This window comes from Pseudoalteromonas piscicida, from assembly GCF_002744175.1.
In the GTDB taxonomy this organism is placed as follows: domain Bacteria; phylum Pseudomonadota; class Gammaproteobacteria; order Enterobacterales; family Alteromonadaceae; genus Pseudoalteromonas; species Pseudoalteromonas piscicida_B.
Genome location: NZ_NKHF01000208.1, coordinates 1 through 25,566 on the forward strand (window position 1 = coordinate 1; position 25,566 = coordinate 25,566).

The 25,566-nt window shown below is 46.2% G+C and carries 32 protein-coding genes; 1 reads left to right on the plus strand and 31 read right to left on the minus strand.

The genetic code is table 11. From position 1 onward, the window contains the following. Positions 1-118: 118 nt before the first annotated feature. From CEX98_RS22490 to CEX98_RS22635, 31 genes are all read right to left on the minus strand, one after another. Complete coding sequence (locus CEX98_RS22490) at positions 119-637, minus strand: hypothetical protein (RefSeq protein WP_099644149.1); 519 nt, start codon at positions 635-637, stop codon at positions 119-121. Positions 638-726: 89 nt separating this feature from the next. Beyond that, positions 727-951 (minus strand): hypothetical protein, encoded by a 225-nt coding sequence (locus CEX98_RS22495; RefSeq protein WP_099644150.1) that lies wholly within the window; start codon positions 949-951, stop codon positions 727-729. Further along, a complete protein-coding gene (locus CEX98_RS22500) occupies positions 944-2,590 on the minus strand; it encodes a hypothetical protein (protein WP_099644151.1) in 1,647 nt (548 codons plus the stop codon). The genes CEX98_RS22495 and CEX98_RS22500 overlap by 8 nt, the downstream gene beginning before the upstream one ends. Then, the gene (locus tag CEX98_RS22505; protein ID WP_099644152.1) at positions 2,587-2,883 is read right to left on the minus strand and encodes a hypothetical protein; all 297 of its coding nucleotides are present in this window, start codon (positions 2,881-2,883) and stop codon (positions 2,587-2,589) included. Before CEX98_RS22505 ends, CEX98_RS22500 begins: the two co-directional genes overlap by 4 nt. Continuing rightward, positions 2,883-3,878, minus strand: a complete 996-nt coding sequence (locus CEX98_RS22510; RefSeq protein ID WP_099644153.1) for a hypothetical protein — start codon at positions 3,876-3,878, stop codon at positions 2,883-2,885. The genes CEX98_RS22505 and CEX98_RS22510 overlap by 1 nt, the downstream gene beginning before the upstream one ends. Further along, positions 3,878-5,980, minus strand: coding sequence for a hypothetical protein (locus CEX98_RS22515; protein WP_099644154.1), 2,103 nt, complete (start codon positions 5,978-5,980; stop codon positions 3,878-3,880). The genes CEX98_RS22510 and CEX98_RS22515 overlap by 1 nt, the downstream gene beginning before the upstream one ends. Before the next feature lie 2 nt (positions 5,981-5,982). Beyond that, positions 5,983-6,342 (minus strand): hypothetical protein, encoded by a 360-nt coding sequence (locus tag CEX98_RS22520; RefSeq protein WP_099644155.1) that lies wholly within the window; start codon positions 6,340-6,342, stop codon positions 5,983-5,985. Beyond that, positions 6,339-10,079 carry a tape measure protein gene (locus tag CEX98_RS22525; protein WP_099644156.1) on the minus strand — a complete coding sequence of 1,247 codons (3,741 nt, stop codon included), beginning with the start codon at positions 10,077-10,079 and terminating at the stop codon, positions 6,339-6,341. Before CEX98_RS22525 ends, CEX98_RS22520 begins: the two co-directional genes overlap by 4 nt. Before the next feature lie 63 nt (positions 10,080-10,142). After that, positions 10,143-10,889 (minus strand): hypothetical protein, encoded by a 747-nt coding sequence (locus CEX98_RS22530; protein WP_099644157.1) that lies wholly within the window; start codon positions 10,887-10,889, stop codon positions 10,143-10,145. After that, positions 10,886-11,305 (minus strand): phage tail terminator protein, encoded by a 420-nt coding sequence (locus CEX98_RS22535; RefSeq protein ID WP_099644158.1) that lies wholly within the window; start codon positions 11,303-11,305, stop codon positions 10,886-10,888. The genes CEX98_RS22530 and CEX98_RS22535 overlap by 4 nt, the downstream gene beginning before the upstream one ends. Further along, positions 11,305-11,733 carry a gp436 family protein gene (locus CEX98_RS22540; RefSeq protein ID WP_099644159.1) on the minus strand — a complete coding sequence of 143 codons (429 nt, stop codon included), beginning with the start codon at positions 11,731-11,733 and terminating at the stop codon, positions 11,305-11,307. The genes CEX98_RS22535 and CEX98_RS22540 overlap by 1 nt, the downstream gene beginning before the upstream one ends. Positions 11,734-11,736: 3 nt before the next feature. Next, positions 11,737-12,219 (minus strand): HI1506-related protein, encoded by a 483-nt coding sequence (locus CEX98_RS22545; protein WP_099644160.1) that lies wholly within the window; start codon positions 12,217-12,219, stop codon positions 11,737-11,739. 63 nt (positions 12,220-12,282) lie between these two features. Continuing rightward, positions 12,283-13,197 (minus strand): Mu-like prophage major head subunit gpT family protein, encoded by a 915-nt coding sequence (locus tag CEX98_RS22550; RefSeq protein ID WP_099644161.1) that lies wholly within the window; start codon positions 13,195-13,197, stop codon positions 12,283-12,285. Continuing rightward, positions 13,197-14,306, minus strand: a complete 1,110-nt coding sequence (locus CEX98_RS22555; protein ID WP_099644162.1) for a phage protease — start codon at positions 14,304-14,306, stop codon at positions 13,197-13,199. Before CEX98_RS22555 ends, CEX98_RS22550 begins: the two co-directional genes overlap by 1 nt. Positions 14,307-14,384: 78 nt before the next feature. Next, positions 14,385-14,858: a hypothetical protein gene (locus CEX98_RS22560; protein ID WP_099644163.1), complete on the minus strand. Its 474-nt coding sequence runs from the start codon at positions 14,856-14,858 to the stop codon at positions 14,385-14,387. After that, complete coding sequence (locus CEX98_RS22565; protein ID WP_099644164.1) at positions 14,855-15,091, minus strand: hypothetical protein; 237 nt, start codon at positions 15,089-15,091, stop codon at positions 14,855-14,857. Before CEX98_RS22565 ends, CEX98_RS22560 begins: the two co-directional genes overlap by 4 nt. A gap of 45 nt (positions 15,092-15,136) precedes the next feature. Next, complete coding sequence (locus CEX98_RS22570) at positions 15,137-15,979, minus strand: hypothetical protein (protein ID WP_099644165.1); 843 nt, start codon at positions 15,977-15,979, stop codon at positions 15,137-15,139. A gap of 252 nt (positions 15,980-16,231) precedes the next feature. Then, on the minus strand, positions 16,232-16,690 hold the full coding sequence (locus CEX98_RS22575) for a phage virion morphogenesis protein (protein WP_099644166.1): 459 nt from the start codon (positions 16,688-16,690) through the stop codon (positions 16,232-16,234). Positions 16,691-16,794: 104 nt separating this feature from the next. Then, positions 16,795-18,126 carry a phage head morphogenesis protein gene (locus CEX98_RS22580; RefSeq protein WP_099644167.1) on the minus strand — a complete coding sequence of 444 codons (1,332 nt, stop codon included), beginning with the start codon at positions 18,124-18,126 and terminating at the stop codon, positions 16,795-16,797. Beyond that, a complete protein-coding gene (locus CEX98_RS22585; protein ID WP_099644168.1) occupies positions 18,119-19,660 on the minus strand; it encodes a DUF935 domain-containing protein in 1,542 nt (513 codons plus the stop codon). Before CEX98_RS22585 ends, CEX98_RS22580 begins: the two co-directional genes overlap by 8 nt. Continuing rightward, positions 19,654-19,809, minus strand: a complete 156-nt coding sequence (locus CEX98_RS23015; RefSeq protein WP_172439845.1) for a hypothetical protein — start codon at positions 19,807-19,809, stop codon at positions 19,654-19,656. Before CEX98_RS23015 ends, CEX98_RS22585 begins: the two co-directional genes overlap by 7 nt. Continuing rightward, complete coding sequence (locus CEX98_RS22590) at positions 19,809-21,452, minus strand: terminase large subunit domain-containing protein (RefSeq protein ID WP_088531241.1); 1,644 nt, start codon at positions 21,450-21,452, stop codon at positions 19,809-19,811. The genes CEX98_RS23015 and CEX98_RS22590 overlap by 1 nt, the downstream gene beginning before the upstream one ends. Next, the gene (locus CEX98_RS22595; protein ID WP_099644169.1) at positions 21,452-22,036 is read right to left on the minus strand and encodes a DUF3486 family protein; all 585 of its coding nucleotides are present in this window, start codon (positions 22,034-22,036) and stop codon (positions 21,452-21,454) included. Before CEX98_RS22595 ends, CEX98_RS22590 begins: the two co-directional genes overlap by 1 nt. Before the next feature lie 2 nt (positions 22,037-22,038). Further along, positions 22,039-22,341 carry a VpaChn25_0724 family phage protein gene (locus tag CEX98_RS22600; RefSeq protein ID WP_099644170.1) on the minus strand — a complete coding sequence of 101 codons (303 nt, stop codon included), beginning with the start codon at positions 22,339-22,341 and terminating at the stop codon, positions 22,039-22,041. After that, a complete protein-coding gene (locus CEX98_RS22605; RefSeq protein ID WP_099644171.1) occupies positions 22,328-22,579 on the minus strand; it encodes a hypothetical protein in 252 nt (83 codons plus the stop codon). The genes CEX98_RS22600 and CEX98_RS22605 overlap by 14 nt, the downstream gene beginning before the upstream one ends. After that, entirely contained in the window at positions 22,566-23,024 is a 459-nt protein-coding gene (locus CEX98_RS22610) for a DUF2730 family protein (protein WP_099644172.1), read from the minus strand. Before CEX98_RS22610 ends, CEX98_RS22605 begins: the two co-directional genes overlap by 14 nt. A gap of 2 nt (positions 23,025-23,026) precedes the next feature. After that, positions 23,027-23,248, minus strand: a complete 222-nt coding sequence (locus CEX98_RS22615) for a TraR/DksA C4-type zinc finger protein (RefSeq protein WP_099644173.1) — start codon at positions 23,246-23,248, stop codon at positions 23,027-23,029. Continuing rightward, on the minus strand, positions 23,235-23,687 hold the full coding sequence (locus CEX98_RS22620) for a 3TM-type holin (RefSeq protein WP_099644174.1): 453 nt from the start codon (positions 23,685-23,687) through the stop codon (positions 23,235-23,237). Before CEX98_RS22620 ends, CEX98_RS22615 begins: the two co-directional genes overlap by 14 nt. Next, positions 23,680-23,940, minus strand: coding sequence for a hypothetical protein (locus CEX98_RS22625; protein WP_099644175.1), 261 nt, complete (start codon positions 23,938-23,940; stop codon positions 23,680-23,682). The genes CEX98_RS22620 and CEX98_RS22625 overlap by 8 nt, the downstream gene beginning before the upstream one ends. After that, complete coding sequence (locus CEX98_RS22630) at positions 23,933-24,520, minus strand: glycosyl hydrolase 108 family protein (protein ID WP_099644176.1); 588 nt, start codon at positions 24,518-24,520, stop codon at positions 23,933-23,935. Before CEX98_RS22630 ends, CEX98_RS22625 begins: the two co-directional genes overlap by 8 nt. A 74-nt stretch (positions 24,521-24,594) precedes the next feature. Next, positions 24,595-25,008, minus strand: coding sequence for a DUF4124 domain-containing protein (locus CEX98_RS22635; protein WP_099644177.1), 414 nt, complete (start codon positions 25,006-25,008; stop codon positions 24,595-24,597). A gap of 382 nt (positions 25,009-25,390) precedes the next feature. On the opposite strand from CEX98_RS22635, the gene CEX98_RS23020 reads away from it, so the two are divergent. Continuing rightward, on the plus strand, positions 25,391-25,552 hold the full coding sequence (locus tag CEX98_RS23020; RefSeq protein ID WP_172439846.1) for a hypothetical protein: 162 nt from the start codon (positions 25,391-25,393) through the stop codon (positions 25,550-25,552). Positions 25,553-25,566: the final 14 nt, after the last annotated feature.

The window sequence follows — 25,566 nt, forward strand, 5'->3', positions numbered from 1 at the left end:
AAAAGAAACCCTGATGCCGCGCGCGAAAACCTAGCTTGAATTGCGCGAAAACTGAGAATTATTACGTTTTTAGTATTTTAAAACCTCTTTCAAATGCTAAAACAGCCCTGTTATTGTTTTAGTAGGTAGGGTCGTGCTCGATTTTACAAATCGCTTGTGATTTTATAATCGAGTTTAGTTCTAGTTGATTATTTCTTACTAATTTAAGCTCCTTCAGCGCCTTGTTGTGTTCTTCACTGAATAATTCATAAGCTTTGTGCGGTATGTTGATTTCTGACTTTATGGCATAGATACTGATGCCCGCTGAAAGTATCATAGAAGCTATTGATATCCAGATAGCCGCCATCGCTTTTCTATTGGCATCTTTTGAGGATTGTCTAGCTTCTTTAAGCTCTACATATTCCAAATACCTAAAGTGATCTTCTGCACTTGCGAATATTTTTACATTGGGCATATTGTATGAAGTGTAGAATGAGGTGTGATTATGGAATAACACAGATTTATGGTGTATCAGCAGAGCTAGTTGCTTTTTCTCAGTTTCATTTAGTTGAACATGCTCACATAGCTCTTGGAAACTGAACTCTGTTTGCTTTGTTGCCCACTCTAGTACTCGTATCATAAGGTTATCATCATTCATTATTATTCCCAGCAGCTCCTTATTTCTAGTTAATGAACTTTAAACGATTGGCGCTTCTTCTCACAATAAAGTTTATAGAATTAATTATCTCAAACCTCCACTTCACTATACGGCAAGTCCGGTGCTTGCCCTGTAATGCGATCATTCTCTATATATGCAGAGCCTTCTTGAACACTATCACCTAGCACACGACTGGTTGTGCCGTCGCTGTGTTCTACGGTGGTCGTGCCATCATTATTAACTGTTAGTACTTTTACTATACTGCGCTGTGTGCCGGAGAGTACCGTGCCGAGTCTGTTTAGTGTGTTAGACATTGCGTACCGCCTGAATTGTTTGATTTACCATAATCGCGCCTTGGTTACTGATACTGGCAGAGATAGCCAGTGAGTCCACGGTTGCTTTGTATAGCTCGTCTTCGAACCTTACACCTAACAGCATGCCTGGTCTGATTGGTGGCAGGTCTTGCTTTAGCTTGGTGCGAATGGTTGCGGTTCGTTTGTTACCACTCCTGGCAAGCTCGCACGTACCACGTTGACGCGCGGCTTGTACGTCGGTAATTAGATTATCCACAATGTCGCGAGCGTAATCAGTTGCGGGTGTGCCTTGGCGCTTGATTTTACACGCTACGCCTTGCTGCTCACCTCTCACAAAAACAACGTTGTGCTCAGGCTGAATGGTGTCTCGTGTATTGTGCTCGAGTATTAGGGCATCATTAAGTATTACATCAGGTGTTGCTTGCTCGGTGCTCCAAGGATTGACTGGCCACTCGGGCACAACTGAGACAGTTTTAGTTGTATCGTTAATGTCCAGAATAGCACCAATGCTACTGGCCACTTTTAGCAGTGCAGCCGCTGGCGTCAATCCTCGATACGAAAACGCCCCCTCAGGAATTGGGTAATCAATCATTTTGTTGTCTAACGTCCAGCCAGTGTTTTCGAGTATGTCGGTCATGATACCTGCGAGTGTCTTATCTACGGTGTTTACGTAATTACGCTCCCGCTGATACGGTGCGGCAAGTTCTGCGAATCGAGAACGTATCGACGCGCTGTAGCTATTATTTGCAAATCGATTGCTTGTACTGGGTTGCTCGCAAATCACCACAAACTCATAGCCATTAATGACTAGCTTTAACTGTTGGCCAATCGCACGCTCCATATCAATTCTGCTGCAAAACTTGATGTTGCCCGTTGCCGCAAACTGGCCACGTTGCCATGTGCAGGTGATGTTGTTGATTAGAATTTTTAAATCATCACTTAGTCGATTACAGCTGATTGATGGTTGCATGATGTAATATCTCTGTATCTGTGGCTCTATGGGGATTTTGGAATCAATAGGGGGAATGTCATCATCGGAGCGAACTGGCCCGCCGGGTAACCCCCAGTAGCAGACTTTTTCATAGGGAGACATTCTGAGTTTAACAACGCCTATCTGTGGGGTGGTATTCAGCGCGTTATCAAATCGCACGATGACCTTACCTTTGCGAGGATGGTTTACTCGGTAGCAAATATATGCTCGTTCACTCGGCCCGTAATAGATGCAAAGTGCGGTTTCATGTTGTGAAGCCTCTCTCCAGACTTGAGTTGTCTCAACGTAATTTGGCAGTCCTTTATTCCAACTAAAGTCACTTTCCATTGTGGTGACTGGCATACTGTTTTTCCAGCGGAGAGGTATTTGCTGCTCAAGTGCAATTTGACTTACTTGCCAAAGCAGCGAAGCCTCATTATGCAGTGCAATCGCATTTGCCCAGCTCATTTGATAAATTGTGTCTAGTGAAAATGCGTTGGTGTATTGCAATGCAACCAGCACGGCATAGTTGTCATTATTTGAGTAAGCTACATCAAAATAGGCCACTACCTCCTTGTCTTCAATCGGTTGAGTCGTGCCACCGCCAAACCTGACAACCAGCGGACTGCTATAGTTATTTGCAGGCGTCGTAAACCTGACCGTTATCATTCAATAGTTCCTGGTAACGCCGCTTGTACTCTATCTATCGTCTCAGCATTAAACTGAGGCGGAGCACCATTTTTTCCATCATCAAATATTGTGACCATTAGCAGTGGGTCAACGGTGTACTGTAGAGGTGTAGTAATAGTGATGACGGGGTTTACGGTCACTGGAGCATGCCAGATAACAGAAAGGTCATATCTATTTTGTATCAGCACACGGGTCGCATTAGGATCTAAATCAAGTTCTAGCAATCCGATATTTTGAACATAGTGAGGCTGTACTTTTTTATATCGGAACATCACCACTGCTCCATGTTGATCCAAACATGGCTACAATTTGCATCTGCCGAATGCAATTGAAAGTACCTATGTCCATCGATGGTCAATTCCTGGGGCCAATATGAGTCTTTGTTTAGTCCACGCATAGTATTAATTAAACCTGGCATATAACCTCTTAATGTAGGTTTAGTCGGGTCAATTAATGCTGGAATATTTTTAGATGCATCATTCATCAAAGGAATAGGAGCTATCCCTAAGATCTCAGCACTATCATCTGCAATATGTATACTGCTTCGCTCAAAAGTAACTCTGGGTGAATAGAGCTCGAAGCTGGTTGAGTTATCAGCGGCAAAAATTTTTACTCCAGTGGTTGATGATGTACTGCCAATATCCCTGACCATAGAACCCAAAGAACTTGCCCAATTACTTGATGTTTCATCACTGCTCGCGGGGCTATGAAAAGCAATAAATTGCCCTGCATCTGCTGCAAGATCTTTTGTGTAATCACCGACAAATAACTCACATTGATAGTAATTTGAGGCTGACACTTTATAACGAGGGTGGTTGTTACTCCCAGTCTCAGATACCCAAGCCAATATCAGATAAAATGCACTTGCTGTACCTATGACAACCCAAGCTTTAGTTTGCGTCGTAGATGAAACAGGATGGTAAAATGACTGTGTAAACCCCGAATGATGTGAGACCTCAGAGTTTATAAATGATTTTGCTGCTTGAAATAGCATGCCACTTGAAGTACTCAACCGCCCCCCCCAATCACCAGCATATGGCCAAAACCGCACCATGCCTCCGCTGCCGCCTTTTGAAGTATCGTTTTGATAAACCACACCATTGGCGTCATCAAATACTTTTGACCAACCAAGCGGTTGCTTAGCACCATAGCCATTCACTAAGCAGGCATCTAGCACGGCTTTTATCTGATTAGCTGTACCATAGGGCTCTGTAATTTGTGGTGCGCCGGCATCATCCCATCGATAAACGGTTACTGGTGTTGGCATTAGTCTTTACTCCCTCTAAATCCAAGCGTGGACTTGTCGTATTTAATTTCTGTGTGACCAGGGCTGACGGAGCGCGTTAGCATGATTGGCTTACTCGCCGTAGTGGTTTCAAATAAGAATGCTTCACCTGGGTTTAGCCCTGAGCCAAATGCTTCTTTACGTAGAATGAAAAATGGTGCGCCTGCGTTAGCGTTAATGGGCGTGCAGTCGCTGGTAATGTCGCCGTTATAAATGGTGCCTACATGCTCGCCCACCACATAAAACGCAGTAGTGCTGGTAAATACAATGGCCCAGCGCTGGGCAATGGTGCCTAGGTTGCTTAGCTCAATTGGGTATTGTGTGGTGTTGATTGCGCTCGATGCCGGAGAGCCAAAATCACCAAAGTTGTTTTGCCAAGCTGAGAGTGTCCGCTCGTCTTTTGTTAGCGCTTGTAAGTCGCCGAGCACATAGGTGCTAGAAACAGTTGCACCAACGTCATATGGTCTTTTCAGTGGCGAGAGTATCTTTAGTGTGTCGTTCTCTATGGCATCCACTAAAACCAGCTCGCTGAGCACTACTGTTATGATGAACGGGCCGGAAAAGTTAGCAATGCCAGGCTTGATTGTGACTTTGCCTGTGGCCTTGTCATAGCTGTAATTGTCATCATTGGCGCTGTAGAGCGATAGCCCATCATTGTCAACAATATCTACCCAGTTGGCATCAACGGTTACTGTTAGCTCTTGGCCATTGCTGAGCGTAGGGTGTTGGGTTCGGTTACGGTCTTGTACGCAAACGAGGTTGAACTCATGGAATATTGGTACGTAGCCGCCTTCCGGTAGTTTACTCCGGTCAATGCCGCCAGGAGGGCTAGGCACATTAATCTCGGTGACTTCGTCATAGTCGTAGCTGATAGAGTCTTGCAGTACATCCACGGTAAATTGCAAATCGACAACGCCAGCGCTACTTACTGAGCCTGATATATTAGTCCCCGTGATATTACCGTTGTCATCACTAGACGCACTGAACTCTACACCTGCTTCTGAGTTTGCGCGGATATAGATACTACTTCTGGAAAACTTGGATGATGGCAAGCTAAATTGTAGTTCACTCAATGTGAGTGGTTTGCGCTGAATTAGCGCGCCAAGTTCTTCAGAAACGGTGCCTTGGTAATCAATGGGTTCAACCTCAATAATAACGCCAGTATCATAATCAATGCGAGCAATAATATAGCCAGCATGAATAAATCGACCAGTGCCATCATCGGTGATCACATCATTTGAGCCTTGTTTCTTTAACTTTACTGTTTTCGGTATGACCGTCTCCGTACTGCCTAAGTTTAGGTTTGGTCCATCGCTAAACGAATGAAAGCGAAAATCTTCATTGGATAGATAGTAAATCCAAAGGTATTCGCCTTCGAATACTCGGTGAGTAGGAGGCAAACTACCAGAGACCGTGATACCAGATAACGTTGAGGTGTAATTGGTGTAGAGTATTTTTTCATAGGTGTAGTCACCGTAGCCAAGTTCTCTCCAATATCGGTATTGTACATAGCGATTGCCACTGTAATTTTGCAGAATGTCCGGAATATCAACGTTGTACTCTGTAAGGTTGCCAAAGCTTTCTATCTTCTTGTATTTATATAGAGCTCCTTCGTTGGTTGGCTTTAACCCTTGTTTGGTTTCAATGCGTTTCACGGTTGGCGCGAGAGAGCGCTGTACTGATTTTAGCTTTAGTGTGAGATCTCCTTGCTGGTATGGCGCAACTAGATTGCTGAGGCCGTGGTACTTCGTTGTGCTGGCCGTCATTAGCTCTAGCATGTCTTCAAGTAATGAGTCATCGCGCAAGTCTGGAGACTCAACCAGTAACGTATGGACTAGCGGATCATCTGGCTGGTCGGCCATAAATACATGTGCATCCGAGAGCTTTGTCGCATCATCCGTTGCCACGGCGGGGTAAAGCTTAACTAGGTCAAACGCGCTTCGGGCATGATCAACGTCACTAATTGAGCTAAACACGTCGTTCAGCTTGCCACTTGTAATGGCATTATTGGTTCGATGGCCTCCGGCATTGGGTGTATTACCCAAACGCTCAGGCTTAAATATCTTTAAATGACTTCTTAGCATTTTTATACCACTTTTAATCTAAGCGTTATGTTTTCAAAAAAATCAGGTGCGGCATCCGAGTAATAACTGACGGCACTGCCTGTACAGGGCTTTTGACTGTGATCCCAAACCACGGTGTATACCGTGCCTCGTATCGATATATCAAACGCGGTTAGCGTGGTTCGGCTATGGTCAAATAGTGCAATGTAGGCACTCGCAGTCTCCAGCACACTCTCAATTGTGATAGGCCGACCAGGTAACAGCGTTTTTTCAATATGTGAGGCTCCGTTTAATGCAAGCTCTGTTTGCTCAGCAACGGCTTGATAGTCGTGCTCATCTGTCCACACTGCGTGTGGTAGTTCTATGGCGTTAATTACTATCATTGGGCGTTACTCAATTGTTCAAGCTCTTCTAAAAGTTGATCACGGATAGTGGTGTATAATTCGGCGGTGTTACCACTGGGTAATTTGAGTTCCAGCACAATGCGTTTACCGGATTGCTGGCCTGTCAGTAGCGTTAGCAATTTATCGAGTTTGCCATTAACAGCATCACTCAGCGGCGAGCTATTGTTTGGCCTAGTCGGCACGGGGCTTGGGCTGTAGTACTGAACGTTTTCACGCGGTGTGATTGTGTTTGAACGCGTTGGGCTACGGCTGACACTTGCCACTGTCTTTAATGACTCGCGTTGCCTATTGATTAAATCTCGCAGTGCGCGTTTCTGTTCGCCATCGATGTAAACCAACTGCTTAAATATCCGGTCATATATTTTGGATAGCTCATCCGTGTTTGATGCGGAGTTAATCGCACGTTCAAAATTCTCATATTGACTCTGCTTCATTTTTTCGCGGCGTCTACGCTCTCGCTCGGCGATGACTTCAGCACTTTCAAATCGATAGGCAGCACCTCTACCTGTTTCATACTTATCTTGGTAATCAACAATTTGCTCAACCGTTGGGCGGTTACGGTTTTTATAATTGCTCATGCTGGTTGCAGCACGATCAGCACTTTGGCTGACTTTCTCCAGCTCTTCTTTTTGTTGACGCAGGCTTTTTAGAGACAGTTCATTGGCCTTTGTTGCATCTTCAGTTGCGCGGGTTCCTCGCTTGGTTGCATTCGTTGCCGCATCCTGGGCGTTCTTAAAGTCGCCGAGCAAGTTATTTACCACAGACAAGATTTGGCTAACTCGGTCTTTTTTGTGTTGGTAGTCTTCAGCTGACAACGCACCAGCTTGGTACTGTTGATTAACTTGAGCAAGCTCTTGCTCAAGCTTGCGCTGCTCAAGACTTAACTGCTGCAAGCTTTTGGTTTCTAGTTCTCGTACGCGAGCCAAGTCGGCTTCTTGCTCTACCACCAACCCTGTTTGATGATTAAGGGCAGCTTGCGCCTTTCGCTTTTGCTCAGCTGAGGCTGTTGAGCTGTCTAGGATTTTTTTATTGTTTTCCATTGCAGCTTTGGTTTTATCCAAAGCCGTAGCAAAACGGTTTACTGCATCGCTATTAATGTCTGTGGCAGGCTTGAGCTTGTTAGCAGCATTAACCAGTTTATCCAGCTCTGCGGTTAGCCCCAGTGCGGCCGCGGCCGCTTGAACGGACGCCGGCACAGTTTGGTCTGTAGCACTGGCGGCTTCAATGGCTGCATTTGCCCACTTCAAAAAGGCTTGTTGCTGCATCGCAATTGGCTCATTGCTTTGCTGTATTAGCTCAAACGCACCTTGCAGCTTTGTGGCTGTCTTAGTTAGTGCATCAGCACTGGTTATACCCAGCTCTTTATAGGCTTTGCTTACATCATTGGTCAGATATGCTTGGCGCTCTAGCGATTCACTGTGTGCTGTAAACTTCACTTCTAATGAGTCCAGTAACACTAGCTGTTGGTTATACTCTTCTCCAGCACCAGCAAGTGCTGTACGTGCAGACTCAATGGATTGGATAAAACCATCAACACCAGCGCGCACACCATTTAGGTTTTGCGCTTGTTGCTCTAATGTTTCTATCACACGCAGTGCTTCAGGTACGGTGAGCCTAAGTAATTCTTGGCGCTTACGCTCTTCTTCAGCGGCAATGCGTGTGGCCTCGGCGAGTGCTTCGGCTTTACGTGCTGCGTTTTCGTATGCTCCGGTGGTTTCGTTCATCACCAACGTGCCAGCAGCCACGGCGGCTTCCACTTCTTCTAAACTGGTAACTAAAATACCAGTGGTTGAGCTTATTAACTCAAGCTCGCCTTTCAGTTTGGCGGCCTGTAGCTCAGCATTGCGTTGACTCTCCGCAACGCCTGCTTCAGCAACTTTTAAATTTTGATACTCACCAACCAGGTTAATAACCTCATTGGTTAACGCCAAATACATACCACCCCGAGCAACAAACCCTAGCGCACTGCGCCAGCGATTGGCTGCAATGGTGGCCGTGTTGGTAGCGGCTGTGGCTGCGGTTACAGCTGCACTGTAAGTGGTAAATGCTTGGGTGGCACTCACTGCACCTGCGACAACATTACTAAAATAAGAGCCGACTTTAAGCGCCAGCCACGCTTTGGCCACAAAGGCAATTTCTTCGCGGTATTCATATAAGGTGCTTATGGTGTCTTTGATGGCTGTGCCAGTTGCCACGATCGTGTCGCTGATTGACTGTGCCCATTCTTGCAATCGGCCATCGGCTGCCATGGCACCGAACTCGTTGTTGAGTTCGGTGAGTTGGCCTTTAAGCCAGTCCATCGCACCAGACTGCGCAATCATGTTATAAAACTGCTCGAGGTTGTCTTTAGCGTTAGATACTTGACCACTGAACAGCGCCATTTGTGCGGCGGCGCTGCCAGCACTGGCTCGGCCCATTTCATCAATTAGCTGCTTAATAACATCACGACCCAGTTTTCCGGCGCTAGATAGCTTTTGCAGTTCTTCAACGTTTTTGCCGGTTACGTCTTGCAGCATATCCCACACTGGCACACCGCGCTCAACCAGCTGCAAAATCTCTTCACCTTGCAGCTTTTGTTTGGCCCAAGCTTGGCCAAGTGCGAGGCTTATCCCTTCAACCTCTTGAAACCCTCCACCTAGCTTCAAGGCACTATCTGTGATGGATTGTAGTGTGCCATCCATTGGGTCGAGGCCGAATGCCTTGAGCTTCACAAATGCCTGGCTAACTTCACCCATTTGTAGTGGCGTATTTTTAGTAAATTCAGTTATCCAGGCGCTGGCCTTTTCACCTTGGGCAATGCTGCCCATGAGACCATTCATTTGCACCTGGAGCTTTTCAAATTTATCGCCAGTCTCGAAGACTGAGCGAACGGCTTGGCCAACTTGGTCTAACCCAAAGTAGGCAGCAGCAACAGCGGCGATTTGGCTTGCGACGTTACCAAGACTTGCTGCATGGGCCTTTTGGGCAGCAGAGCCTTGCTTTAGATCTTGTGTAAACCCATCAACAGACTTACCAGCTTTAGTAAAGCCTGCGGCTAAATTACGCTTTGCAACGGTAAGGTCTTTAGTATCAATGCCTGAGCGTTTTAGCTCAGCTTGCAGAGAGTTGTGCTTGGTAATTTGCTGCGTCAGCTCAGCCCGCATTTGTTGTAAGTCGCGCTCTGCAAGGTCAATGCCTCGGGCAAGCTCTACAAATGGTTTGGTGGTGTCTTGTGCTTGTTTTTGTAATTGGTCTAGCGCATGGGCCGCAGCAGCCGTGGCAATTTCTTGTTCTTCAAGCTCTCGCTTGGAACGCTCAAAAGCGTGGATAAGTTCCTGCTGGTTGCCTAGCTCATCAATCACATCGGCGAGTACGCCTGCTTTTTGGCTGGCGTTCGTTGTAGCAGTGCCAACCTGGTTTAAGTCGCTGCTCAGTGCTTGCGTATTACTCGCAGTGGTTTTCGCTTTATTTGTGACGTCTCTAAGGGACTCACCAAGCTTGGCGCTTGCAGTGGTTGATGATGTTAAGTCATCGGCAAGCTCAGTTGATTGCTTACTCGTTTGCTTTGCAGCTTGAGCCGTCTCATCTAAATTATGACCGAGTTGGTCTGTGGCAGGTGCAGCATCATCAGCGCTTTGCTCAATGTTTCTTAGCTCAGCAACTAACTGTTCAAGGTTTTGCTTGCCAGTGGCTTCGGCCACTATTCGTAATGCGAGCTGGAGTGTTTTATCTGCCATGCCATTTACTCAGTTTGAAAAGAGGTTTGAAATAGTAAAAAGGGGCCGAGGCCCCAACGGGAACTAAGCGTCTAATTCGGTATAGGTGAATGGGGTTGCTTTACCTGCTGGCAGCTTGGCAGTACCCGCTAGGCCGCCACTCACAAACTCACTGGCTGCAAAATCAATTTCTTTATCTGGCATCAGTGACACGTCGTATACTTCCAGCTCAATGGCTTTACCGTTGGCAAGGTTGGTTCCCTCACCAAAAATACGTGCTCGAACTTGTGATTCAATACCACCTTGGATGGTTTTACCGCTTCGCGCATTGTGTTGATAGCTCACGGTAATGCTGCCACCTGCATCTACTTCGCCGCCTTTGACAGAGCGGATCAAACCCAATGCATAGTTGATCTCAAAATCAGTCCCTAGCGTGAGTGAGGTAGTTGCCTGCTTAACTGTAAGACCTTCAGCGGCTAGGTTCTTATGACCAAGCTCTAGCCAGCCCTGATTGGCGGGCAAGGTTTTTGCTGCATCTGTTACCGTGCCGCTGGCTTCGTTTAGATCAACCACTTTACCCATCAGCGCCATTGCCAATAACTCAGAGGGTTGGTCGTCAAACTCGCACGAAACTTCAGCAGGCTTGGCAATCTTGACGTCATCTAATGCTTGGCCATAAGACTCTTTTTTACGAGATGCACGAGTCTTGGCCTCAGCTTCGGTTTTGATGCTGAGCTTGGTCATATTGATAGGGCCAAAAATACCGAGGCTTTGGCCTTGTGGGTTTAATCGGTCAATAAAGAAATTGCCCGCTACTAGTAAGCCACTCATGTAAGTGCTCCTTTAAACTTCATTTGACAGGTAAAGGCCAGCGGGTAAAACGCATGGCCGCTTGTGTATCTTGGTTTGATTGGGGTGTTAACGCGCTGCCAAGGGCCTGCGTTGCCAGTCATCTTTCCGGCAATGGCGCGGATAGTGGCGGCAATGTTTTTGCCAGCGGTTTTGCTGGCTTTGCGCTCAGCTAAGATGACAAGCCAAGTTTGCGTTAACAGGGTATTAGCTCCAGCGTACGCGCTCTCCTTTAATTGCTCACCGTAGTAGAGATAAAACAAGCTCGGGGTATGATTGGTTTTGTCTATCTCTGCTAGGTCATCGAGCGCCTTAACGTGGCGTATGCCAGGCACAGTCTTTAGGGCCGTTTCTAGCAGTTGGCCCGCTGCTAAAAAGTCATCTTTAATTTCAAACATCAGATGAACCCCTTGGCTTTACTGCGAGCAAATACGCTGCCTGCTGATTCCATCACGGCGGTGTCGTTGGTGGTTGCCTTGTCACCTTGGCTATCAATACCCAGCGCCACCTTGCCTTGATTCACTGCTTGTAAAAACTTTAGCGCGTCCGTATAGCGGGTTTGTATGTGCTCTGGCGCGTTATCACCACTTAAAAAGTACCGCGCCACATCACAACACACACGCACAAGCGCTGTAGGTACTGTACTTAACGGTAAGGTGTAACGGCCAGATAAGTAGGCGTTAATCTCAGCTGTTGCATCTTCCAACGCTTGAGTGAGTACAGCCATATCCACTTCACCTGGTGTGCTGTGTTCACGCTCAGTAAGCAGCACCAAGTCTTGGTGATTAAAGCGAGCTTGCATGTCTTCAGCGGCAGCGTAGGTCATGGCTTATTGCTCCACGTTCTTTAGGGCAGATTGGTAAATCTGCCATGCAGCATCACGCTGAGCAGCGGTTGGCTTTATTTCACCAGTGACTATCTCACCATTTTCATCATCACTGATTGAGATGGTTAGCTGCTCGGCCGAAGGTTTTTTAGTGAACTGCTCAATGGCCATTACACCAATGAATGGGTGCAGATCTGGATCAACACCTGCAAGGTCAATTTCAACGCCCTCTACACTGGTACAAATACTTCCTGGCTCCACGTTTGGTGTCGTTGTTGTATCTTCACTCGCTTGAGCAATGCGCGACACCGCAAGGCGTGGATCTGCTTCCAAATTCTCCAGTTGTTCAATAGAGATTTTTTCTGCGGGGATGGTGTTTTCACCACTTTGCAAAGTGATCCTCGCTCGCCTATAGCCCGTAGGCTGTGAGTTATGGATCTTGATAAAAGCCAAACCAATGGCGCTAGCAATCTGAGTCTTTTCCATTTCATAGGTTCTCTCTAGAAGCTCTGGTGTGTAACTCACCAGAGCGATTAACTTACGGGTGGATTACGCGTCTAAGTAGTCCGCTACGCAGAGCTTCAAGCGACCTTTGAGTTCATTAGATGTGTTGTTTTCGATTTCGCGCTCAAGCAGTTTGGTTGCGACATCTTCAAGCTCTGGTGGCACAACCAATTTAGTCGGGCGAATACCAAGCTTGCGACCACCGTCAGCTTTGAAAGCACGCATCCGTTTAATTGCGTCCCACATGTTGTCGGCATTCAGTGCGCGTTTGTTTGCAAAGGCCAACTGCCAGAAACTAAAGCCTGCGGCATCACGACAATCTACGCCGTAACGGAATAGCTTTTTGGTGAACACGGCTTCGTCATCAATTTTGGTCATACTGACAAAAACGGGCTTCTTACGTTCTTGGAATATGATTGGCTTAATGACTTTCGAGCCATCAATCACATACCAGATTGGCCCTGTATAAGTGCCGTCTTCAGCCATGTTGGCAACGCTTTCAACTGCGCCAGTACCATCTGCTTTTTCGTAAACAGGGTGGTCAGTATCAAAATAGTTTTGGCCGTCATAGCAAAGCGTGGTAAAGCCTGCTCTAAGCAGCGGCCAGCACACTTCATCCGGGTGAATGCCCGCTGAGCGTCCCATTTCTTGCATAAGTGGCGCATATACGCCTAGCTCATCATCTTCAATGTCGTTACGGTCAACACTAACTGAGCCTTCAAAATCTTCATTCACAATCGTGTAGCCGTGGGCTTTCATGGATTCAAGCTGACGCTCTCCAACCCACTTTTTAAGTGAAGGGAACTTACCAAGCCACCCGTAAGTGTTGCTTTTGGTTTTGGACTGGATCACCGTCGCAATTTCTGTGAATTGTGGTTCGGCTTCACCTAATCCATCTTGGAAATTCTTTTTAAAGCCCGTTTGCAGGCTAGTTATCAGTGCGGGTGTAATAATCGCCATTACTGGTCTTCCTCTTTCAGTGCTGCGTAATCTTTGTGGCTAATACCCAGTTGGTCAGCCGCGTATTTATCCTCGGCAGACAAAGCGGCAACGCCTGTTTTGTCCTGCGATGGTGTTGGCGTTGGTTTGGATTGCTGAGCGTTTAGCGCTGCAATAGGTTGTCGGCTATCTAACACCGCATTGAGGGCGGCAAGACCATTTTGCTCACCAAGCTGTTTGAGGTAATCAATCTCGGCGGCAATCACGCGGCCATCGGCCTTGGCTTTATCAATAGCGGTTTCAATAGTCACGCCTTGGTGCTGGCTATTGAGTGCGGCCAGTTCGCCACGTAGTGCATTGTGTACATCAACTGGCACAAACTTGGTTAAGTCCACTGTAGTGTTCGACGTGGCTTGTTGAATTTGTGTGTTCAATGCAGCAATTTGCTTGTCTTTACCTTCTGCGCCATCGGCCTTGCTTTTCAGCTCGGTAATGGCCGCTTTGCCTTTTGAGATGTGCTCGCTGGTAACATCACCGTCTACGGTAATGCCAAGCGCAGCGAGGAGTTGCTGGGCTTCGTTCATTGGGTTGGTTCCTGTGTTGTTTAATAGGTACTGGGAGTTCAAAACTGCCACTTCATCAAGCCCTGTTAAGGCAGGGTCATTGGTTAAAGCAACATGGAGTAGCACAAGGGGGCGACCTGTTTGCTTGTCGTAAAGAAAAACAGGGCTGACATAACGGTATTCTTTCGCGGTTAACGCGGCATACGCATTTTTAGTCCATTCAACGCTTCTGGCATAAACGCCTTCACCAGGAACATATTCCAGCGCATCAGGCTTAAACCAGCCTGACGCGGGTGCGGGCTGACCATTTTTTTCCTTGTGCAAAGTTTGGTGGTCGTAATCAAACAAAAAGTCTTTAGTTCGGGTAGTTGCAGCAAGCAAGAGTGAGTCAAATGCAGTGGCATCCATTAGCCACTTACGGCTAGGTACATCAAAGGGGCGGCCGTCGGCGCTTTGAAACTCCCCATCAGGGATAATCAATACGCGCTCACTGACACCTTGCTCATTAGGCAAAGTAGCTAAATTACATATGGCTAAGCCAATATTTTGTGTTGTGGTGTTTGGCATACTCTGACACTAAAACGTTTGTCTTGGTGCCAGTATGTGGAATTGGGTTGGACGTGTATTTTAAACTGGATTAAAAAATTAGTGTTCTGAAGGCTTATCGGTTCCAGGTTTAGTAAAAGACTCTGTAAGTTCTTTATTGTCTTGGTATCCAGAGTTGATATCACTTCTAAACTTTGAACGTGCTTCATCAGTCATTGTTTTCAACTCTTTCATATCTTCATTATCTATCTCCATGATAATATCAAGAGTCTGTGCATAATCGTCTTGATAGCACTCGCGTTTGGCTTCAGAAATATTAGGGTTATTCATCGCCTTTTCGAGAGAGTTTAACCGTGAAGTTGCCTTCCGCTTATACCAAAACTTGAAGATACTTAAAGAACCATAGCTACCTGCTAGTTTGAAGATATGTGCAATCAGTAGAGTAAAGGCTGGTATCATAGTTGTAGCTGCTAACTTGAGTTGCTCTGCTTGCAGCTCACCTGCAAGAACTAACAAGCCCCCCCCAATAACGGATGCGCAGGTATTAGAAATAGCGGAGACTTTTTTTGTCATTGCATTTTCTCCCGCTTCTCCATTTTTTTGTAAAGCTCTGTTAGCTCTTCGAAAGAAGTGTCATTGTTTACTCTGACTTTCCTTGTTACTAAAACACCATTTTCCATTTCTTTATAGGTAACTATCATACCGAAGAATTTGCAAAGGGTTATGTAAACAACAGTCTTTCCTCCCCAATAAAAAAGAGGCATCAACGCGATAATAAGTACTATTAGAACAATTTTTTCTGTCACTTTGCCTCCTTAATTAATTTGAGTGTAGGGGTAACAAGCGAAATATTAAATGTATACTTTTTCTATGTGCCAGTCCTTTTCGGTACGGCTGTTATTCTTATATTTGGCAATCAATTTTACACGGTATGCATCATCAAATATAGCTTCACCTGCGCCACTTCGCACATGCTTAATAAAGCTATCATCTTGAATATTTACGCGCAGATCTTGGTCATCGTGATTTATTCGCCAGCCATGAGACTTATCTTTGTGAACGGTTAGAAAAGTAATGCGAGCGTTGTCATAAACTTCATCTTCCATCACCTTTTCTTTGACTGGCTCTCTTTGCGCTCTAAAGCTTGCGGCTTCTTCTTTTTCAATTTCAACAAGCACCTCACGATTCTCTGTTTTATTATCGTCAGTCTTTACAATTTCAAATACATCAATACCCGCTCTATTCAAAGGCTGTTGCACTAGTTTCTTGAAAGCGGTTCTAATAGATGGTGATGCGATAGCATCTTTTAAATAACTCTCAACGACTAGCGAATCCCCATCTTTCTTCTTTAAAATACACTCACCACGGGTCTTACGTGCGATTTTCTCAATTGGTTCTCCACCTAACCACTTTAAAGCCCCGACGAGTCCTCCACCTGCTAGTGCTCCACTAAAACCTATAGCAGCTAATGTACTAATTTCGGCATGCTCAACAACATTCAAAATAAATTCGAAAGAGCCTTCTTCAAAACCACCTTGTACTTTAATCTCTAGGTCATCATTGGAACCATTAATATGTTCGTGAACCTCTGTTATTAAGCTCTCAAGTCCAGCTAAAGAATCAGCTAAAAGCTTGAGATCCATTGAGTGGTCATTTAAAGCTTCACCATCAAAGCGCAGTACAATACTTTCCATAATTAAATTCTTATAAGTTGTCTGTTGATACGTTGGTATAGGCGGGCAGGTACAGAACGAAGCGCAATGTACCATCCGTATACATTTAATCCAGACTTTAACGGACTATTAATAAAAAGTCTCGGGATATTTGATAGCATTCCTGCTTTAGAAACGTTTCGAAACGCCTTTAACGGCCATATTGCACTACACAACACCCAACGCTAGCACTTGAACATGTAAAAACGCCTCAGAGGGCTTCTGAGGCGTTTTTTAGTTTTCGGTAAAATAGTTGCTGATAGTGTCCAAAATATTGGTTTCTTCATTGAGGCTTATTCCTAAATACTCACGCTGTGGAATGGCAGCTGGGCCAGGAGCCATTTCTGGCAATCCTCCAAGGTTTTGTATGGCGGCATACGGTTTGTTACTACTAATCTGCGCCCAAAACGCACCGCTGTCTGCGGCAATGCTTGATGCTAAGCCTCCAGCACTTACCTGTAACATTTGCCCGCCAACACGTTTGGGGTTTTGTTTTAGGTAGTTTTCACTAAGCGCTGGCCATGCCTCGCCTGTTACTGGGCTACGCTCTTCAGCAAAGGCGTCTTCCGTTACGCCTTCCATGATGGCGGCTATCTCATTCATCGGGTCGCTCAGGTCATCAAAGCGCTGTGCTATTTGTTCAAGCGCCTTAGTTGCATCACCGCTTGTAAGTATCTCAATTCTAGTGGTCATATTGTAATCACCGAGCTGTTAGGTAATAATTGTTTGTGGTGGTAGTGTTTCCAATGGGTAACGGTTATATGCGCTGCATATATGATATGAGTTCGAGTCTCATCCTACCGCCACAATTCGTATACTCCGCCTTTAATGCCGCTTTCGATGGCAGGGCTTGCTACTTTAAATAAGTTAATAATCGTATCGCTGTTACTATCGAATCGCACAACAACCTTTATGGCTTGCTCACCTTGGCTTATTACGTACAGTACTTCACTTCGCTCAGGTTCCCACAATACGCTCGCGCCGCTCTGGTTAATCCATTTGCTTAGGTTGATATACTCGTTTAGCTCAAGTGCTTGGCCACTGGCTTTGTGTTTTTCACTATGGGCATGAGCAAGCACACGCTCAGACAATACCAGCGTTCTACTCGCATCAATGCCCTTATCTTTAAGCTTTTGGCTAATGTCATCATTGAGAAATGACACCACCGTTTTATGTTGCGGCCTTGGGCCAAATGCTCTAAGCCCAGCCGTATCGCCAGCAAGTTTTGCTGCTTGATACTGCTCTATACGCTCAACACTTTTACGCGTCCACAGCTCAAAAGCCTTGGCCCGTTCATCACTATTGTTGAGCGCCTGAATGGTTTCAGCACGTAGCTGTGTGCTTTCCACTTTGCCTAGCTTAACTGCCACAGCCACGTCAGTGCCAAAGGCCGATTGACCAGGCGAATAGGCCCAGCCCACATCTGGCGTCATTACATCGCCACTGGGTAACTTAACTCGTGCATGCTCAGTGGTTTTAACTTCGCCAGATTCGCGGCTCACAATCTCTGCATCAAAGTGTTGTACATAGCCGCTGCCATCCTCCACGGTTAACCCACGCGCTTTTACTTGTGCCTCGGTGAGCGCACGAACTCGACAGCGGCAACCCCAGCCATTGGGCGGGAATATGGTTTGCCAAATGGGGTCATCAAACCTAAACACCTTGCCATGCAGCAGTTTATGTTCAGGCCGTGTTTGTGCATCATCAATAGCAACATACTGCCAATACGGATGCGTTTTACTGCGAGCCAGCATGCGGCGATAGCGGCCACTCATATAGGCGGTTTGTAGATTGGTGCGGTAAATATTGTTTAAGCGGTAAGGGCTACCCAACTGGATTTCATCGCCTTGCTCATTCTTGGTTTTCCCCCACCAACCAAGCTTTTGCAGCTCGGGCGTTAGCTGATCTCTAAATTGCTTTGCTGTTAAGCCTTCAGCAAGCGCCGTGTCGGTGTACTTGCGTATGGCCTCTAGTACTTCCATGCTCTGCACACGGGCCACAGTAAACGCCTTGGCGTGCGCTGTTGTCAGCACATCGTGCCATTCATCGCTGACGGTGTAGCCCTTAGCTTTAAAGTAAGCCACCGCATCCGCAGGCGGTTTATTAAAAGCAATACTGAGATCAATCATTGATCATGCCCCAAATCTCACTCACAAAAATTAGCTTGGTGAGCATTTCGGTTAGTTGGCCTTGGTCGATTGTGGGATAAAGCTCGGCAAGCTCAATAGCGGCTAACTCTTCGCTTTGGTTAAGTTTGTCCAAAAGTGGTTGCAGTGTTGCTTTGTACTCTTCGCGCATATCGCCACTGGTGATTGCATCAATGGCAGTATCTAGCTCTGTTTGCGTGCTGCGTGTTTGGTATTCCGCATTAAGTGCGGCCACCGCTGTATTTAGCGCGGCATTACTAGACGGTTTGCCAAGTACTGGCTCGTTGTTGGTGGGGATTGGGATTTGTAGCTTTTCGTTAGCCCAATGTATGGGAATTTGTACACCTGTCTCAACGAGCAACTTTAGTGCAGGTGCTAACCTTGCAATATCCTCAGACTCTGTTTTATCAAACTCAAAATGTGGCAACCGACGATTGCCTTGGTAGGATTTTCCATTTAGGGCGTACATGGGATAAATCAAATCACGCGTAATGGTCTGCTCCAGCTGTTTTAAATCACTTAGTGTGATGTCTTGTATCACTTCTAAATGTACGTTACCAAGTGCATTAGTGCTGGTTTTGCCGTCTGCCTGAGTGGTAAGTGTTGCACCGATGATAGCTTTTGATTGTGTTAGCTCGCACCATCGGATCATGCTTTCAAACGGATCGGCTTGGCCGTTTGCGGCGCTTTGAAAATCAATTTCCATTCCACGCGGTATGATCCCGCCAGCGTTATGGCCAATCGCCATCACGGCACGCAGGAGGGTGGCTTTTTCCGCATCGGTTGCACCGCTTGGGTACTTACCAACGCGTACAGGCAAACCGTAGATCTCTAAAAATTCGGCAAGGTCTCTCACGCTAAAGTTTTTAAACAAAAATGGCCAACTGAGCACAGACACTAGCCCTGTACGGTGAACATAACCGCTTTTACTCTTATGAGTATGTAAAGCCCAGCCAAAAGGATTCAACGCTTCGCCTTCGGCTGTATTATCGTTCAGTACGATGCGATTAAAGTCGTTGGGGTGGGTTTTAAATATGTTTTGATCACGATGAGTGCAACCTGTGATCATTTGCTGTTTATCTAAATATTCCCAATGTAGCTCGTTGGCGCTAAAACCTTTTAATATGGCATCAGTCGCATCAAATAAAAAGTCATTAAACCAAGTAGCATCTTCAAGCCACTCGTTAAGCATATCGGTATCACGCTTTTCAGCACTACTCGGATTACGAGGTGGTTTAACTTCCCAATCGTAACCAAGCACAGCGCGGCGACGTTTACCCAGTTCGCAGCTTATGTGGCCGTCTTTGTCCTCGATGTCTTTGGCCAAATCAGCCATCGCAGCCAAATTGCCTTCTTCTGCTTCTTTTAGCAAGCTGGCCAGCTTTGCAGGGGTTAGCCCCTGCGTTGGGTGTTCTGCATATTGCCTAAGCAACATGCCCACTTGGGCATTTTCTTCGGTTTGATTTTGATCTAGTTTATTAACTGATAGCGGATCGCCATTAATGTCTACTAGCATAGTTTTACTCGCAAAATAGGTTTGATTGATACCACGTATACATCGAGGTCAAGGGTGTAGCGCTCTGCGGCTTCATAGCTGGGGGCTTCAATATCGATAAAGTCGCTATCGATGGTAAAGATGTATTCGAACTTGATACGCCAGCGCATTACCAGCACCCCGCACCTTGAAAGCTGCCTAGGTCGTCGTAGTTAAAATCGTTGCTGCCGCTCTTGCTTGGTAGCGGGGTGAACTCAATGGGGCAACCGTCCATCCAGCAAGCTCGGTTAGCCATACAAAGCCCAACAGCAAAGTCACCGTGGCGCTTGTCTGTTTTTTTACCGTCATGATCTTTAGTTTTGCCCTTATCAATCTTGGGAATACCGTTTACCACTTTGATGTGGCACATATCATCCAACACATTTTGATGACGTGGGATCTCGATATTGTGATCATCTAGTTCACCTTTTAACTTGGGCATCCACTCGGCATACCAGTTATCGTTAAGGTGTACACATTCAACCAATTCAATACCAAACTCTAAGGCTGCTGCTTCGGCGAGATAGCCACCGTTGCCCGTGGCATCAAAAGCAGCACCGCGTAGCCGTGGTAGTTGGCGCAATATAAAAAACACCACTTGGCGCTGCACTTCGTAAGGGGCGTTTTTAATTTCAATTACAAAAGGTACGCGCTTGTGTAAGTCAGCACGTATGCGAAGTGGTACTAATGATGTTAAATCTCCCGAGCGTGCAAAATCCTCACCGAAGGCATGTTGTTCGTCAGGGTTGAGCTTATCCAGTAATGGCTGGATCACGTCTTTACAAAACTGTTCTGTTTCTTTGTAGCGCTGTTCAGTAGTCCATGTCATCCACTCATCTGTACAAGTCAAACGATGAATTGGGATCGATTTGTCCCTTACCATTGCCTCTTCAATCACAATGCGCTTGAGGTAGTTACCACCACTGCGCTTTGGTACACAAAAATATTCTTCGTCGGCACTCTCTTTATTGGGCGACTCATCAATCCTAGCCTGTCGCCACTCGGCTTCGGCTTCAGGCGACCACTCCCAACCCTTAACAAAGCATATGCGTTTGTATAGCCCATCGTTTAATGCATCATCTAGGGTGATCCGGTGGACCGAATAAGGCTTTTTACCTTCCCGGGCATCTTTAATGTATTCATTGAATAGGTTATCTACACCGTTATGAGTAGAGATGATCCGTACGCGGCTGCCCCACATACGCAAAGCCATTGCAGCCTGAAGCAGTGCATCTAAAGATTCATGGAACGCGGCCTCATCTATAACCACATCACCTTGTAACCCCCGCAGGTTTGAGGGGCGGCTTGATAACGCTTGAATTTTAAATCCGCTGTTAGGAAAGCGGATCATGTACGTTAGGATCTCTTCTTTCTTTTCACTGTCCCAAAATGTCTGCTCGTATACATCAGCTTTTGCCAACTGGTTAAATGCACGGGCAAACAACGCACAAGCGGCGATGTACTCCAGAGCCATTTCTTGTTTAGAGCCAACGTAAAAAACGTTGCTACCGTGGCGCTTTTTAGGTTTGCTGGCAGTTAACACATTGCGGCCAGCTTCCGCCCACGTTAAACCAGTACGTCGTGACTTTTCAGCAATGCAGACCCCTGACTCGTCCTCAAACCAACGTTGTTGGTAGGGTAAAAACACGGGGGCTTTGTCTGGTATTTCAAAGTCATCAGCATCAGGAACGTCAACACCGTAGAGTTGCATTTCCTCTTTTAGGTCTATTTTGGTGGGGCGGCTGGTAGCCGTTAATGTAGGCTTTTCACTCATTACGCTTTACCTAGCAATATGCCACGGATCTTATCTTCTAGCTCTTCGCTCATGCCGTCCTCACCGCGTAGTTCATCTCCCACGGCATTAGCCGCTTCTTCAGCGAATGCTTTGCGGATGTCTTTTTCACGTTGGTGAGCCTTCATAGCTGTAGCTTCTAAACGTTGAGCGGCCAGCATGGCGTCTTTAATCATGCCAATATCAACGTCGTCATCGTCGTCTGGGTTGAGCATTTGCTTTTGCATGGCGGTAAACAGTTGAGAGCGGCCCATCTCTAAGATCATTTTGGTGGTGTCGCCCGTAGGTTTATCACCCAGCTCCGCAGTGAGTGCTTTGGTTGTTTCGCGCAGCTCCCTTAAGCGTTTGCCTATGGCCTCTGTCTTTTGGGCATGGCGACTGAGGCCAGAGCGCGAAATCGTTGCTTCTTCGTCTAGACCTGCATCGAGAATTAGCTGATTTACAGCAACCAAAATATCAGCTTGTGAATTGCCACTATCGCGTAGCATTTCGTCTAGCTTCTTCTTGATGTCTTCTGGCAACGCGTCAATCTTACTGGGCTTGCCTCTGCGTACAGCATCACTCATAGCTATAAACTCCGAGGTGCTGGGCGTTTAATGCCTGGTACTGTGCTCGTGCCGTCAGCTACATCAATGCCAGCGCTCGTAATGCGTGCAACCCATGTATTCTCGCTGAGCTTTTCGTTTTTAACGTAGCCGTTTTGTTCCAACCAATTCAGCAGGGTTTTAAGCTGATCGAGGCTACAGCCGAGGCCATAGCGCTTCAGCACATCTCGCAACATGCTAGTGTTTGCGCCATAGTCCGCAGACTCTTTAAGCGCAATCAAAATACTGATCCGTTGATGTTCAGCTTGTACTTCATGCATCGCCATGATTTTTTCCTATTGGTAATGGGTGATAAAAAGCAATAACCGACGGAACAACTTCGCTGAGCGGTTCGCCACAGTTCTCGCAGCTGAAAAGTGAATAGGTTTCGGCATTCGGGGTGTTTAGGTCTTCGGCATTTATCACTTGGAAACCTTCATGTTTGAAAGCGAGGTTTTTCAAGTCGCTTTCCGTAAACACAACTACCTTTGCTCCACAGGGGCACTGGTCATTAACTATCGCCATTACGTTTCTCTCTCAGTTCGTTTTCCATCAGCAAATCTGTGAGCCGAGTTACATTACTCAGCCCAGGCTTTACCGATTCAATGTTGGTGTTTAGTCGCTCAATTTTTAGCTCAAGGTCGTGTAAGTCGTCGGTTGTAGGCATTTTTTCAATGCGTCGTTCAAGCTCTCGCACATCATCACTCACCGCACGTTTTACTTCGGCTAGCTGTTCTTGCAGTTCGCTTTTGTGTGCGCCTAATTGCTCGTGTAACTCGGTTTTATGTTTGCTGAGCTGGTTTTGCACGTTTGTTTGCGTGTCGCTCACCTGTTGCTGTGCTGTAGCTTTATAACTATTAAACTCTTTGCGAGACGGGAACCGTACATACAAAAATGCCATGATGAATACACCCATCACACCGAGCGCCCACACAATCACGGTTTGCCATTTTTGAAAAAACTCATACATGGTTAAACTCCATTTACTCGTTGTTTTCGCTCAATCAACGATTGGCAATCAACACAGGTGGTACAGTTGTGAATGGCGGCCTTTCTGGCCTGTGGTATTTCAATGCCGCACTCGATGCATTCATCTAGGTCTACGTCAGCGCCTGCAAATTGTTTGCTGTGCTCAGCTAGTTTGCGGTTCATTGACTCATCAATGAACTTTTGTGCTTTGTCAGCTATGTCCATTGCTTGGGTTCCTTATGTTTTTAATTGCCGAAGCAGCCATGCTTTTTACACCCGGGGCTGCTTTCTCAACGGTGCGCCCAATCACGTAGCCACCAATGCCAAGCTGCAATAGCTCCCATGCCTGTTCGCTGAGCCTAAACGTAAGCAGGCCGAACGAGTCCAGTACAATTAGCACTAGAAAGGTCAACATGGTGATAGGTCGCCAGCAGCGTTGTAATAAGCTCTCGCCTTTGGCTTCAGCAGTAATAATTTGAGATTGCGCAGCCAGCACTTGCCCTTGTAGCTCAACAATTCGGCCCTCAAGAGCCAGCACCTGTGCATGGCGCTGGTTGTCGATTTTTGCAAGTTCATTAGTAAGCTGCTGGCGCTCTTCATCGGATGTAAAAACATCGTCCAATAGTTTGCCAACCACAGTACCTAGTCCCACCCAATCACTCATGGCGCTCTCCAAATTGTTTGGCGAGGCGCTGTCGCACTTGTTGATAGGTGTTGTGGCCGTTTAGTCGGCACTGGATATCTGTCTCACAAACAGACTGCCAGCCACGTTTGAATTTGGACTGCATCGTACCGTCGTAGCTGTGCAGTGGAATTTGGTTGGCATCAAACGGTTCGCCATTTTGCCTCGCGGCAACTTCGGCCTTTAATCGTTTTATGCGGCCTTGCGTGTAGCTCCATTGCCAATTTCTACCCATGATTGACTCCCACGGTGGCAAGCTCGGTGATGTGCTCTAAGCGGTTATACCAACCTTCAAGGTTCGGCTTTTGCGTGGGGTCATTGGTGCAGATCCTTGCGTATTTACGAGCGCGGCGCAGGCTCAAGCCAATAATGAGCTGGTTGGGTAAAATACTTTGGCAAGCCTGGAGAGTCTTAGAGCCAAAGCGGCCATCTGGCTTAGCGCCTACATAACGTTGTACGAGCTGAGTCATGCCAGGCACACCGTGTTGAACAGCGCCATCTAAAAGCATAAGCGCAGAGCCTGTATTCATGTGCTCGCAATACATTGGCCGCCAATAATCACGGTGATACAAGCGAACAGCTTGAGCTAATGTGAGTTCAGCAATATTGAGATTTGGATAAGCGCGTTGACTGATCCCAAACTTAGTTAGTCCGCCTCGGTCTGACGCGACATTGTTGATACCGCCATCTGCACGTAAGCCGCCCTCAAGGTATAGAATGGGAATAATTGAGTCGGCAAACTTTAAAGAAAACGGTGCTAAAGCATCGCGGATCTCTGGCTGTTGCTTAAAGTAGTTAAGATTGGGTAAGGTCATTTGGCATCTCCATCAGGCTGTGCTGATAGAGTGCCAATAGCGTTGGTGAGTGTATTTTAAACTGGATTAAAAAATTACAGCAGCTCTTGCACGCTACTTAAGCCAGTGCCACTGTGATTTAAGAAACAAGAGGAATGCGTTGTGCCGTCATAGGCTCCATAACTGTTTTTTGCTTTAACCTCTAACCTAAGCACTTGTCTTGCTCCACTGCTGTCATGTGTCCATATTTTTCTATAACTAACAAGTTGCACCGAGTCAGGATCTTTCCAAGCACGATTTTCTTTGACGTAGGCGAGGCATTCTTCAACCAATTTGTCAGGCGATGGCCTAGTGCTTGGTGCGTTACTTCTTACTTTTACTTTTTCAGCATTTTTAGCACATGGCCTATCACTATATGTTGTTACACCATCTACGTCGCATTTGTAGACTTCAAACGCAAAGGTAGAACTACTGACGCAAAGAATAAGTGGGATCATCATTAATTTCATAAAACTATCCTTAGTTAGGTTGGCTTTTTAATATAAGCGAAAAACCCGATAAGTAAAAAGGCTTTTAAGTAAACTTGTTAACATAAGGTATCAATAAATCACCTGATATCTGGTGTTTTTTTCGCAACGAATACTGATCCACTTTCAAAGAGCAACGCTAAATTCGGGCGCTCTGTCGCAAATTATTAAAATTATTCCGAAAATAAACACAAAACTGTTTGCCTAACATTTGGCAAATGTTATAGTTGAGTTAATGGATTGAGTAACCAGTAGTAACGTAGCACGGACAGCCACGGCATCCGTTCCCATTTTTAATCTAAGTTAAAGATTATTTCTCAATTTTGCTGCTATGCTGTGTGCTCTATTTCAAAGGAGCAAAACCATGAAAAACCAAAAAAATACACAAAAATCACTATCATCAGCTGACTTAGCAAAGGTTGTGGGTGGCAATGGGAGTGGTAATAACCCGATTGAATACCCAAAAAAGAAAACCGTAGAAAGTAATGCATTCGTCGAGTCAGTGATTGTTTCTAGCGTATTTTAGAAACACAGATTTAA